8 protein-coding genes are annotated in these 13,638 nt (G+C 62.0%); 5 read left to right on the top strand and 3 right to left on the bottom strand.

Features of this window, described 5'->3' with window-relative positions:
* Positions 1-9: 9 nt before the first annotated feature.
* Positions 10-1,008, bottom strand: a complete 999-nt coding sequence (locus AWB69_RS08395; protein ID WP_062084238.1) for a transketolase family protein — start codon at positions 1,006-1,008, stop codon at positions 10-12.
* On the bottom strand, positions 1,005-1,850 hold the full coding sequence (locus tag AWB69_RS08390; protein ID WP_062084236.1) for a transketolase: 846 nt from the start codon (positions 1,848-1,850) through the stop codon (positions 1,005-1,007). Before AWB69_RS08390 ends, AWB69_RS08395 begins: the two co-directional genes overlap by 4 nt.
* Positions 1,851-2,024: 174 nt before the next feature.
* On the opposite strand from AWB69_RS08390, the gene gcvA reads away from it, so the two are divergent.
* Positions 2,025-2,942: a transcriptional regulator GcvA gene (gene gcvA, locus AWB69_RS08385; protein ID WP_231937029.1), complete on the top strand. Its 918-nt coding sequence runs from the start codon at positions 2,025-2,027 to the stop codon at positions 2,940-2,942.
* 83 nt (positions 2,943-3,025) lie between these two features.
* On the opposite strand, the gene AWB69_RS08380 is transcribed toward gcvA, so the two are convergent.
* Positions 3,026-4,930 carry a S9 family peptidase gene (locus AWB69_RS08380; RefSeq protein ID WP_062084233.1) on the bottom strand — a complete coding sequence of 635 codons (1,905 nt, stop codon included), beginning with the start codon at positions 4,928-4,930 and terminating at the stop codon, positions 3,026-3,028.
* Between the two features lie 141 nt (positions 4,931-5,071).
* On the opposite strand from AWB69_RS08380, the gene AWB69_RS08375 reads away from it, so the two are divergent.
* From AWB69_RS08375 to AWB69_RS08365, 4 genes are all read left to right on the top strand, one after another.
* Complete coding sequence (locus AWB69_RS08375; protein WP_062084231.1) at positions 5,072-5,500, top strand: PRC-barrel domain-containing protein; 429 nt, start codon at positions 5,072-5,074, stop codon at positions 5,498-5,500.
* An 873-nt stretch (positions 5,501-6,373) separates the two neighbouring features.
* Entirely contained in the window at positions 6,374-6,544 is a 171-nt protein-coding gene (locus AWB69_RS47535; protein WP_156528777.1) for a hypothetical protein, read from the top strand.
* A gap of 147 nt (positions 6,545-6,691) precedes the next feature.
* A complete protein-coding gene (locus AWB69_RS08370; RefSeq protein ID WP_062084229.1) occupies positions 6,692-9,568 on the top strand; it encodes a bifunctional glycoside hydrolase 114/ polysaccharide deacetylase family protein in 2,877 nt (958 codons plus the stop codon).
* Positions 9,543-13,619: a tetratricopeptide repeat protein gene (locus AWB69_RS08365; RefSeq protein ID WP_062084227.1), complete on the top strand. Its 4,077-nt coding sequence runs from the start codon at positions 9,543-9,545 to the stop codon at positions 13,617-13,619. The genes AWB69_RS08370 and AWB69_RS08365 overlap by 26 nt, the downstream gene beginning before the upstream one ends.
* Positions 13,620-13,638: the final 19 nt, after the last annotated feature.

The raw sequence follows: 13,638 nt of genomic DNA, 5'->3' as shown, positions 1-13,638 counted from the left end.
GATGGAACTTCACCGCAGCCATCCTTTGATGGTGTCGCACATCCGCTCGGTGGAAATGCCATAGCGGTCATGCAAGGTCGGTAACGCGCCGGCGTCCAGAAATGCGTCGGGCAGGCCGATCTGACGGAACGCCGGCGTGACGCCATTGGTCAGCAGCACCGTGGCCACCGCCTCCCCGAGCCCGCCGATCACCGTATGGTTCTCCGCCACCACGACCAGACGCCCCGGACGGCGTGCTTCGCGCAACAGCGTGACGGTGTCGAGCGGCTTGATGGTCGGCACGTGCAGCACCCCTACGTCGACACGATCAGCGGCGAGCGCCCTGGCTGTCTCGATCGCACGCATCGTCAGGATTCCAGATGAAATGATCAGCACCTCGGCGCCGTCGCGCAGGAGCTTCGCTTTTCCGAGCTCGAACTGGTAGCCGTATTCCTCGAGCACGACCGGAACGTTGCCGCGTAACAGCCGCGCATAGACCGGCCCGCGATGGTCGGCCATGGCCGGCACCATCTGCTCGATTTCGAGCGCGTCGCAGGGGTCGATCACCGTCAGGTTCGGCATCGCGCGAAACAGCGCGAGGTCCTCGGCCGCCTGGTGGCTGGGGCCGTAGCCGGTCGTAAGTCCCGGCAACGCACAGACGATCTTCACGTCGAGGTTGTCCTCGGCTATCGCCTGATGGATGAAGTCATAGGCGCGGCGCGCGGCAAATACGGCGTACGTGGTGACGAACGGCTGTGCGCCTTCGTGCGCCATGCCGGCCGCGGCGCCCATCAGCAGTTGCTCGGCCATGCCCATCTGGTAGTAGCGCTCGGGGTATTCCTTCGCGAACAGATGCAGGTCGGTGTATTTGCCGAGATCGGCGGTCATGCCGACCACTTCGGGCCGGTTGCGCGCCAGTTCGACCAGCGCGTGGCCGAAGGGCGCGGAGCGCGTGAGCTGCCCTTCGCCTGCAATCGAGGCGATCATCGCTGAAGTCTTCAGACGCGGTTTCGGTGCGGCGGTGCTCATACGTTTCTCCCGGCTTCCAGCGCCTTTAGCGCGAGTTGCCACTCGTGCGCATCGACGCGGATAAAGTGGTTTTTCTCGCGTGCTTCGAGGAACGGCACGCCGCACCCCATCCGCGTATCGCAGACGATGATCCGAGGCTGCGCATGAGCATGGGCGCGTGCCGCATCGAACGCGGCGATTACCGCTGCGAGATCGTTGCCGTCCACGCGCTGCACGAACCAGCCGAAGGCCTGCAACTTGTCGACCAGCGGCTCGAACGCCATGACGCTCGACGACGGACCATCGGCCTGCTGGTTGTTGACGTCGACCATCGCGATCAGGTTGTCGAGCTTCCAGTGAGCGGCCGACATCAGGCCCTCCCAGATCGCGCCTTCGTCGAGTTCGCCGTCGGAGAACAGGGTGTAGACGCGGGCGTCCGAGCCCTTGCGCTTCAGGCCCAGGCAACGGCCGACCGCGATCGTGAGCCCTTGCCCGAGAGAGCCGCCGGACATTTCCATGCCCGGGGTATAGCTCGCCATGCCGGACATCGGCAGGCGGCTGTCGTCACTGCCGTAGGTTTCCAGTTCTTCGTCGGCGATGATGCCGGCCTCGATCAGCGCCGCGTACAGGGCGATCGCGTAATGGCCGTTTGACAAGAGGAAGCGGTCGCGGCCTTCCCATTCAGGATCCTCCGCGCGGTAACGCATGGCACGGAAGTAGGCAACGGCGAGCACGTCGGCAATGTCGAGCGCCTGGCCGATATAACCCTGCCCTTGCACCTCACCCATTCGCAGCGCGTTGCGGCGGATCTGGTAGGCGTGCTCCGCGAGTTCGGCGTAAGGCGCGGTTTCGCTGATGTTCACAGTGTGTCTCCTGTCGATCGGAGTTCGCGCTTTAGTGCTTTAAGGCGTTACTCCGGTCCCATGCAACATGGTTGCGCATGGGTCTCTTTGGATGGACCGCATCGAGTCCGCGGCCAGTGACTCAAGCGTAATCTTTGCCCTGCACGCGCTCAAACGAATTAAGATGGTCAATAGATGAATTCAATTCAGCTTGATGCTGCCATGCGCAATCGCGTCACTCTCAAGTCCGTACAAGCATTCGAAGCCGCTGCCCGGCTCTCGTCGTTCGCGCTCGCAGCAGACGAACTGTTCGTGACACCCTCGGCAATCAGCCATCAAATCAAGCTGCTCGAGGAGCAATTGAGTATTCGTCTGTTCCATCGGCTGCATCGCGCCGTGATCCTGACGGACTCGGGACGGCAATACGCCGAGGAGATCAGCTCGGCGTTCGCGCGAATCGATTCGGCCACGCGCGAGATCGGACGCGTGGCGAAGAGCGACATCCTCACGATCCACTGCACGCCGAGCTTTGCAACACAATGGCTGATGCCGCGCATCGCGCGTTTCAGCGCCGCGCATCCGGATATCGATGTGCGGTTGAATGCCTCGTCGGAGGCGGCGAACCTGATTTCAGAAGCGGTCGATATCGATATCCGCTACGGTCCTCGCAAGCTGCAACCGGCCGGCACGATGGTGCTGGAGTTGCCCCCGGAAACCATCGTGCCGCTGTGCGCGCCGGCGCTCATGGAGGGGGACTATCCGCTGCGCAGCGTCGCGGACCTGCAGCACCACACGCTCATTCACAGCGAGGGCTGCCTGGTGGGCTGGCGCGACTGGATGCGCCTGCATCGCAAGACGCGGGTGGATATAGTGCGCGGGCCGCGTTTCGATCGCTCGTTCATGGCGCTTAGCGCCGCCGTGGACGGCCTGGGGGTTTGCCTCGAAAGCCTGCTGCTGGCGCAACGCGAACTGGAGACCGGACGGCTTGTCGCACCGTTCGGCTTCGATGGCCTTGGGGTGCACGGCTATACGCTGAACCTGCTGAAATCACGCGCCGATCTGCCGAAGCTGCGCAGCTTTCAGGACTGGCTGTTTGCCGAGCTCGATAAGTGATGGGTGCCCACCACCATTGAAGAATCCTGGCATGGATCCTTTGCTGCAGCCCGTGGGATTTGAAATTGGCGATGCGGACCTGGTCACTTCCCCGCCACTCCCCCGAGATGTTTGGCAAGAAACGCGTCCATCGCTTCATAGAACTCGAACTGGTTCTCTTCGTTGTGAAAGCCGTGCCCTTCGTTTTCCTTGAGCATGTATTTGACATCGACACCGCGCGCACGCAAAGCCTCGACAATCTGATCGCTCTCGGCCTGTTTGACGCGCGGATCGTTTGCGCCTTGCGCGACAAGGAGCGGTGTCACGATCCGGTCCGCGAAGAACAGCGGCGACGCATCGTGCAGTGCCCGCTTGCCCTCTTCGGTCTGCGGGTTGCCGACCATCTCGTACATCATGTCGATCATCGGCTTCCAATACGGCGGCATCGATTCGAGGAAAGTGAAGAGGTTCGATACGCCGACATAGTCGACGGCAGCCGCGTATCGAGCCGGCGTAAACGTAACGCCCGCAAGCGTCGCGTAGCCGCCATAACTTGCCCCGTAGATCCCGATGCGCGCCGGATCGACGATCCCTTGCGACACGAGCCAGTCGACGCTGTCGTCAATATCATTCTGCATCGCGCGGCCCCATTGCCCGAAACTGGCTTCCCAGAAGGCGCGTCCATATCCCGTCGAGCCGCGGAAATTGACCTGCAGCACCGCATAGCCACGGTTCGCAAGCAACTGCGTTTCGACATTAAAGCCCCACATGTCTCTCGCCCAGGGACCGCCGTGCGGATTGACGATTAACGGTAAGGGTTCGGCGAATTCCTGCCCAAGCTCGAATCCCGCGGGCAACGTCAGGTATCCGCTGAGTTGCAAGCCGTCGCGTGCCTTGAAACGAATCGGCAACATGGGCACCATATCGGCGGGGTCGAGCCAAGGCATCATGTCGGCAAGCTTGGAAAGGCGCCGGCGCCCGATGTCGTAGATCCATACCGAGCCGGCCGACCGATCGCTCGTGGCACGCACGATCGCGCGCGACTCGTCGCGCGTGATGCTCGCGATAGTCACTTCCTGATCCGGTAACTGCCGCTCAAGATCCGCCCTGACGTCCCGAGCCCAGTTGTCGAAGAAATGACGATGAACCCGATCGTCGACATAGGACGCAGCTTTCAGCACGCGTCGATGTTCCGAATACGAGAGTCCGCTCACGTCGACATGCGTGGTCTCGAACAACAACGCGCCCTCTTTGCCCGTCTGGGGATCGAATTCGAAAATGGCGGTTTTGTCGCGCCCTCGATTCGATAAAACGTATAGCCCCTTGTTGTCGAACGTAAAGAACAACGGCGAGACCGTCTCACGGAAGTCCGTCGTGAGAATAGGCAGGAAAGGCTCTGTCTCGACGTCGCGGTAGAGCAGCGTGTGGTTGACACCATCTGACGCGATCGCGACACGCAAGCGCCCTTCGTGGTCCGTCATCCAGCCCATGACATTGCCCGGATTCTCGGCGATCGGCGTCAGTTCGCCTGTCATGACGTCAGCGCGAAAAACGTCGAAGACCTTCGGATCGCGACGATTCATCTGGATCAGCACGTGGCGGTCGTCGTCCCTGAGGTCATCGACAATGCCGGCCCTGACGCCATCGAACGGCGTCAGATCGCACGGGTCGCCACCGTCGATAGGCACCGAAAGCACGTGGAAGTTCTCGTCGCCTCCAAAGTCCTTGACGAACAGAATCTGATCGTTGCCCTTCCATACGTGGCCGGGCACGTCGCGTTCTGTCTCGTTGGTCAAGGCGCGCGGCTCGCCGACGGGCGCGCCGTCAGCATCGATCCCCTGCACGAATATATTCTGGCGGCCGGAGCGCCGCGCTAGAAAGGACAGGTGCCGGCCATCAGGAGCGATGGTGAACGAACGCTTGTCCGGTCTGCGGAAGAAGTCTCGCACCGCGTACCGTTTGACTGCGCCACCGCTACCGTTACCCTTGTGTTGACCTTCAGCGACCATGTCTGCCTCCCTGAAAGCTGCATTTGAACACGAGAGCCACCTCCATGCACGCCAGTGAGTCCGTTGCACGGAAGGACGAAATCTGGCTGGCAGGCCTGAAACTTGCGCATTCAGGGCACCCTACTGAAATGAGACATCGATATGAAAATTTGGCAAAGCGTGACGGTTGCAACCCTGATTGGCACGGCAAGTATGGGTGCGCAAGCACAAGTGGCCGGCACCCAGCCGCTGTCCGTGACGGTCCAGCAGTCGCAAGCATTGCTGCAGGGCTGGAGCGCTAAAAAGAGCATCCTTGGGAAAGCGGTCTACAACGACAAGAACGAGAAAATCGGTTCGATCCTCGATCTGGTCATTTCGCCTGATACGACCGTGTCGGCAGCCGTCATCGCCACCGGTGGCTTCCTTGGTGTCGCCACGCATGACGTCGCAGTGCCCATTGGCTCGCTCGACATACGCAACGGAAACTTCTATCTGGCGGGTGCAACGAAGGACGCGCTAAAGGAAACGCCCGAGTTCCAGTACAGCAAGGTGCAGACGCCGCCGAAGCCGAGAAAGCTCCAAGCCCAGTAACCATAAATACAAAGCGCGTTTCTCGCGCGCCTTATGCAAAAACCGCGCTCAGCAATCAGCGCGGTTTTCTTGTTGGCGGAGGCGGCAATCTCTTGCGGCAAACTTCCCTGATCGACCCGCAGGCGACGACTGGCGTGACACGGCAAGGTGGGCCCTCTTTAGCAAGAACGTACAAACCAGTGAACGCGGATACGAGTCAAAGTACCGATTTCCCGTGAACGTGCAAAGAGCCCTGCTCGCACTGCCACAGCATCATCACTGACCAGCACCAGTTGAAACGTTGTTCAACCCGCATGCATCCTCAGCGGCGGGGCCTAGGAACTGTCGGCTGACTCGTTCAGCCTGTGCTGAACCGTCAGAAATGCAGTTATTTCCTCCCGCGGCTATTACCGTGTCAACGTAGATTCAGGAGACGTTTGGACCATCTAACCGAGAAACCTGCAGCACGTACGTTCTCCTTTGCTTCTTCGTAACAACCGCTGCCTATGAGTTACACCCGATCAAAATATCTTATGCCCGTCTCGGGCCGTCTGGATTGATGATTTCGAAGGTCGACGTGATCGAGGCGCATAGTCGGCCACCTGCATCGAACGGCCGCAGGGAATACGTCGTCATTTTCTCTGGATTTTGAAGGCGCGTCGTTCCGTTATTCCATCGTATTTCCCTTGAATGCGATGCATAACACTCCAAGCGAACATAGGCAATACGGTGAAATATGCCTGAAAGGCAAGATTGACAACCCGTCTGCAGTGCGCTCGTCGATACCCTTTCCTCCTCTGGCGGGCGATTCGGTTCGATATCGGGGGCTTTTTAAACGGTTTTTCTTGACAAAACACTTCGCAAGCCGGCAACGATTTTTTATCCGAGAAAAACATGCACGACGAAGACTTCACAATTAAAATATCTGCCGTTGAATGGTTTGTCGATGTTCCTTGGCTTACATATCTGACTGCCCTGCTCGTTGAAACACCAACAATCAACGACTTCAACTTTTATTTGCGCCAAAGTCCAATTCCTCATTATGATAGTCACGGTTTCACATAATAAAAGGGGACGGCATCGATGCGCAAACACGAAAGCGGACCGGTCATTCCTGCGAAATGCCACGTATAAATGACGACAGATAATCTGCTTTATAGAATCACGGTATTTTTGCGTCGGCCAGCGCAAATATCTGGTTCCGGGTCGCCTATGCCGCTCACTACACGGCTCACTACACGGTTGTGGTACGCCGCAAGGCCGGTGATCGCCGCCACCCTCGTCGCCACATCTGCGCTGTGGCTTCCCCCAGTCGCGGCTGCAACCGGCACGCCTGAGCCATCCTCCAACCCGTCGCCGCCCTCCCAACTGCAGCCATCGGTGGCCTTCTACTACGGGATCGACCCACCTGTTGAATTGCTATCCGGCTATGACGCAGCAGTCGTGGAACCGGATAGCGGTTTCAATCCCCTCGCCCATCGACTGCCCCACACGACCTGGTTCGCGTATGCGAGCGTGGGTGAAGTGCTGCCGTCGCGCAGTTACTATGCCGACCTGCCGAAAGCGTGGCTCGCCGGGCATGACGAATCGTGGGCCTCTCGCGTGGTCGACCAGAGCCAGCCCGGCTGGCCCGCGTTCTACGTCGATCATGTGATCGCCCCGCTGTGGGACAAGGGTTATCGCGGCTTCTTCCTTGACACGCTCGATTCCTGGCAACTGGTCGCGAAGACCGACTCCGAGCGTGCACGCCAGCAAGCTGGCCTGGCGGCCGTGATACGTGCCATCAAGGCTCGTTATCCGGACGCGAAGCTGATCTTCAATCGCGGCTTCGAAATTCTGCCGCAGGTGCACGACCTCGCTTACGCGGTGGCCTTCGAGTCACTTTATCGCGGCTGGGATCAGGCACAGCAGCGCTATGTGGAAGTATCGCAAGCCGATCGCGACTGGCTGCTGGCGCAAGCGTCCGCCATTCGCACGCAATACCATCTGCCCGTCGTCTCGATCGATTACTGCCCGCCGGCCGACCGCGCGTGCGCGCGCGACACGGCGACGAAGATCCGCGCGCTCGGAATCGTGCCGTATGTGACTGACGGCGCACTCTCGACAATGGGCATCGGTGCGCTGGAACCGCTGCGGCGACGCATTCTTGTTGTCCAGGATCCACCGGCGAGAACAGATTTGAACGTGTCTCCGGGCGTGCGTTTCCTTGCAATGCCGCTCAATTACCTCGGCTACCGGATCGATTACCGCGATGCAAGCGAGCCCATGCCGCAGGGCGATCTTCTCAACCGCTACGCCGGCATCGTGCTATGGATGAACAACGATGTGCCGCGTCCGGCGGACTATCGCGCGTGGCTTGCCAAACAGATCGACGCAGGTCTGCCAGTCGCGGTGTTCACCTCGTTCGGTATCCAGCTCGATCCGGCGCTCGCGCAGAAGCTCGATCTGCAGATCGTGCCGGGACAACCCGCGAACGGCAAGCTCGAGGTCGAGTCGTACGACTCGAAACTGATGGGCTTCGAAATGAAACCGCGTCCCGATCCGCACGATTACACAGCTATCCGGGTCGGCACCCGAAGCCGCTCGCTGCTGCGCCTGCGCTCGGGAGACTTCGTAATCGACGGCGCGGCAATCACGCCGTGGGGCGGCTACGCAATGCGCCCGTTCGGCGTCTACGATCTCGGCGCGGTCAACCAGGCGCGCTGGGTCACGCAACCGCTGGCGTTCCTGCGAGCCGCGTTGCGCCTGCCCGCCGACATGCCGGTGCCGGACACGACCACCGAAAACGGCCGGCGCCTGCTGATGTCACACATCGATGGCGACGGTTTCGCGTCGCGCGCCGAGTTCAGCGACGGCAGTGCGCCGAACACCGATGCGGCTCCGCAATATTCCGGCGACGAACTCTACCGGTTGCTGCGTGATTCCGGCATGCCGACCACGGTGTCGCTGATCGAAGGCGAAGTGAGTGACGACGGCCCGTACAAGGCTTTCGCTGCGCATCTGCGCGCACTGGGCACGCGTATCTTCCAGTTGCCCAATGTCGAGGTGGCGACTCACACCTACACGCACCCCCTGCAATGGATGCGCGTCACAGGGCTGGGCGTATCGAGCACGAAGGATGTGCAAACCGAGGGCGGCAGTCAGGTCAACCAGGACGGGTTATCGATCGATATCCCAGGTTATCGCTTCAGTATCGATCGGGAGATAGAAGGATCGATCGACTTCATCGACAGGCAGATCGCGCCCGCCAACAAACCGGTCAGCATGGTGCTGTGGAGCGGCGATTGCCAGGTGCCGGCACCCGTGCTGAAGGCCGCTTACGACGCCGGTGTACTCAACCTGAACGGCGGCGACACGCTGATCACGAAGAGCTACCCGAGCTGGACCGCGATCGCGCCGCTCGGCGTGATGAAGGGTGGCTACTACCAGGTGTTTGCGCCCAACCAGAACGAAGAACTGTATACCGGGTTGTGGCAGGGTCCGTTCTACGGCTTTACGCGCGTGCTGGAAACCTTCGCGATGACCGACCAGCCAATTCGCTTCAAGCCGGTGGACATCTACTACCACATGTTCTCCGGCACCAAGTATGCGTCGATGAAAGCGTTGCGCGAGGTGTTCGACACTGTCCTGCAACAACCCGTGACGCCCGTGTTCACGTCCGAGTATGCACGCAAGGTGCTCGACTTCCTCGACGCCAGCATTACGCGCGACGGGGAGCGCTGGACCGTACGCGACGGCGGACAACTGCGCACAGTGCGGCTGCCGCCCGGCCGGGTGCCAGATCTCACCAATGCGACGGGTGTGGCCGGCTATCTGCCCGGTCCGGGCGGCACCTATGTTCATCTGACGGGAGGCGAGGCGAGCTTCACCGTCATCGGCCAGTCCAAGGCGCCCCGCATGCCGTATCTGGCGGATGCGAATGGCGTGATAGACAACTTCACGCGCACGCCCAGCGGCTTCTCGTTCGATCTACGCGCGCGAGTCGCGCCGCAGTTTCGTCTCGCTAACACAGGTGCGTGCCGCGTGACGCGGCACGCTCTCTCCACCGACGCTCACCTATTGCATGTCGATGTCGCCTGCGACGCCTGAGCGGCAGCGGCTGTTCTCGCCGGCCGTCATCCTCGTTCTCGGCGCACTGGTGGCGTTGATGCTGGTGCTCGCCTTTCCCCGCGAAAAACTCGAGGAGCGGTTGCTCGGAGGGAAGAAGGCGGACGGCCTGACGATCGCCTACCTCGAAGCCTGGCTGCGGGTCGATCCGGACAATGCCGAGGTACTGTCGGAGCTGACGCGCGAATACCTGAAGGGCCAGCGCGTCGCGGACGCCGGCCGGATTCTCGCGCGCCTGTCGCTGTCGCGCGACCCCGCAGCGCGGCAAAGCGCGCTCGCCATGCGCATCTCGCTTGCCGAGCAACGTCTCTACGCGTTGAAAAACAACGACCTTGCGCGCGACGCGCGGCTTCGCGAACTCGACGCCGTGTTGCATGAGGCCCTTGCATATCGCTGGGACAACGAGCAACTCGGCCTGCTCGCTCGACAGGCCCGTGCACTCAACGACAACGAGCTGGCAGCCCATTACTACGCACAACTGGCTGACAGCGACCCTTCACACTCCGGCGACTGGCTTGTAGCCCTCGCCCAGACACAACTGGCAAGCGGCCAATATGTAGCGGCGGCCAATGCGTTGTTCAAGGCTCAAGCGCGCGCGACGAGCCTCGATCAACGTCGCACGCTGTTCCTGGCCGGGCTGCACGCGTTGCAGGCGGGTAACGATCCGGTCGCGGCGATACAGGCTGCGGCCACGCACCTCGGCCCGCTCGCCGGGGACCCCGAGACGTTGCGGTATCTCGCGAACCTCGCGCTCGCCGCAGGCCGGCCGGATCTCGCCGAGCAGTATGTAAAGCGCCTGCTGAAGATGTCCGCGCGGCGTCCGGGCAATAACGGGTACATGGAGGCGCATGTCCAACGCGCGGCCCTGCGCGCACCGTCGTCTATTCCTCCGCCCCCACCCATGCATCGTGCCGGCCACGGCCCGTGGCCGGCACCGCAAAACATGGTTGTCGGGCATTACGGCGCGCAAGGCATATGGCTTCGCGCCACCTGGTATCGCCCGGAACGCACGGCAACCGGCATGCGCACTGCGATCTGGTCGCTCGGCCCGGCCGGCACGCGCTTCACGGCTCGCGGCGTTGTCAACACCGCTGCGGCGGAGGGCAACGGGCTGTTACGCGTGGCGTCCTCCGTCGCATCCGCGGTGCCCGCCGCATCAAGCGGCACAGTGATGCCGGCATCAGCCGTGTCTTCCGCATCGGCGCCGGCCGGCAGCGCCAGCGACTACGAACTTGCCTATCGCGTGTTCCTCGCGAACGGCAATGTTGCAGACGCCCAGCGCATCGCGCAAACCGCACTCGACCGCGATCCGTCGTCGACGCTTTGGCGTGCGCGGCTCGCGCAGGTTGCAGAGTGGAATCATCAGCCCCAGGTGGCGCTGCACAACTATCTCGCCCTCGCCCAGGCGCACGGTGACAACTCGGCTTGGCAACAGGTCGCGCGCCTCGCCCCGGGATTGAATGACGATGCGGCGATGCTGGCAGTCACGTTATATCAATCGAACCAGCAGCCAGACAATCTGAAGCTGCTCGACGCAGTCGTGTTCTCGTACGAACGCATTGGCGATCCGGACAGCGCGTTGCGGTTTCTTCAGGAACGGATGCACGGCGCGCTACGCCGCACAGTGGCCGAACGCTACGCATTGGTCGCTGAGCGCAAAGGTGACGACGACCTGGCGCTGCGCACGTATCGCGACCTCGAGCGCGAATATGGGCCGAGCGCCGCATACGGCATGAAGATCGCGACCATGCTCTACGCTCGCACGCAGTTCGATGCCGCCCTCGCGGCCCTGGATGAGGCCAGGCGCGCTGCGGCCTCCGGCGACGGTGACTTCTGGCGCCTCTACGCATTGCTGGCAACCACGGTTCAGAATCCGAACGCCGTCAACGAAGGATATCGGGCGCTGCTGGCCGGCGGCGGTGCTGGCGCCGATGACTACGAGATCATGGCCGGGTTCTACAGCGACTCCCCGCTCGACGCCGGACGCCTCGCCGACTATGCGTACCGGCATGGCGGCCCGCCGCGCATGCTTTCTCAGGCGTTATACGACTATGAGCGGGCGCGTGCATGGGGCCGAATTCAGGCGTTGCTCGCCTCGCTGTCACCGCAGGAACTAGCCGCGGCCGAGCAATCCGCGACTTTCCTGCTCGCGCGCGCCGACTACGAACACCAGACCGGCGCGACCGCGGCCCAGGCGCGCGACATCAAACGCGCCGCGAAAGTCGAGCCGGAGAACATGGAAGCGCGTGCTGCGTACCTGTGGTTGCTGATCGATCACGGCACCGATCCCGAATTACGCGACGCGCTGCGACGCTTCGCTCGCGACGCGCAAGGCAATCCACCACTCTGGGCTCCCTACGGCGCAGCGGCACTGCGGCTCGGCGACGGCCGGGCGGCCTTGCATTATCTGCACAAGCAAGTGGCCAATGCAGCAGGCAGTCCGCTTTGGAGGCTCACTTATGCGGATGCGCTGGAGCTGAACGGCCGGATCGACGACGCGTGGCGTCTTCGCAGGAACGTCTGGCTCGAACTGGCGCGGCGCCGGCGCGATCCAACCCACGCGGCGTCGCTTCCCACAGCCGAGGAAGACGATCTGCGCGGCCGCTACGTTGCGCTTGCAACCCTGTTCGACAGCGGCGACCGCTCGCGTGCGGTGCTGATCGAGATGCTGCGTGCCGACACCCGCCACGACACCAATGCGCAACCCGCGCAATCCGAACTGGGCGACATCGGCAAGCTGCCGCCGGCTACGGAGCAAGTCATCAGCCGCGAGCGGCGCGTCAACAGTGCGATCGCACGCGAGGCCGCGATTTCGTGGGCACAAGCACAAGACGAGCCGGAGCTCGAACGCGCGTGGCTCGAAAAACAGTACATCGAACGCAGCACGCGCCCGATCTACGCCGAAGCTCAACTGGCCATCAACGAGGGCAACGTCAACGAACTGTCGCGCTTGCTCGACGACCTACCCGATCTGATTCCGCGTCAGAACAAGGTCGACGCACAGGTGTTGACGGGCCGCTACGCCGCGGCACAAACCTCCGCATTCGACTCGATGACGCGCCTGCCGGACGACGAAGTGATGCAGGCCCAACTGAGCGAGCAGTTGCTGCGTAATGCACAGTCGCTCGCGTCCGCGTTCCGGTATGCAGATCAGGGGCCGCTGCGCTTTACGGAAGAATCCCTGACCGGCGGTTTTCGTGTGAGCCCTTCGCAAGCACTGCAATTTCGCTACATGCAGCGCGACCAGACAACCGACACCGCATCGCTGCCCTATGCGCCCAAACATGACCGGCTCATCGAGGCGATCTATTCGCACCAGGGTCAGTACGACGGCGAGCACGTGACGCTCGGCCGCCGCGACGCGCTTGATGATTTCACGACCGCACGCCTGGACGGCATCTACAGGATCTCGCCGAGCCTGTCGCTTACCTATGCGCTCGGCTATAACCAGAGCGCGACCGAAACGACGCAGCTGCTGGTTGGCGGCACCAAGGACATTGCGTCGGTCGGCTTTAACTACCGGTTCGATTCACACTGGTTCGGCGGCGGCCGCTATGAATACGCGCGCTTTCACGGCCAGGACCGCTCGTCACTCGGCGACGGCCACCTGGTCGAACTGAACGCGGGCTACAAGATCAAGGCCGACTACCCGGACTACACGATCCGCGCGGTGTTCTCACACGGTCAATACAGTGCCGGCGGCTCACCCGGCGAGCGACTGCGCGCCCTGCTGCCCGCGGGCGTGCCGTTTACCGCGCAGTCCTTCATGCCGCAGACGTTCACGCAGGGCGGCATCCTGTTCTCGTTTGGCGACGACCTGCCCGACGCCTATTCAAAAGGGTGGCGCCCGATGTTTTCCGTCGGCCCATTGCGCGATTCGCGCGCCGGCTGGTCGGAACAGGTTGAACTGGGCCTCGCGGGCAGCGTCTTCGGCCACGACCAGGCGCTTGTCTACGGCCTGTATCAAGGCGTGTCGTCGAACCACTCGACCTCGGTCAAGGAAGTCGGAATACGTTATCGATGGCTGTTTTAAGGCTGTCTTACTGGAGAGC

Origin of the sequence: Caballeronia udeis (assembly GCF_001544555.2) — a bacterium.
Lineage (GTDB): Bacteria > Pseudomonadota > Gammaproteobacteria > Burkholderiales > Burkholderiaceae > Caballeronia > Caballeronia udeis.
The sequence above is the reverse complement of the archived record's forward strand: the minus strand, read 5'-3'. Positions and strand labels throughout refer to the sequence as shown.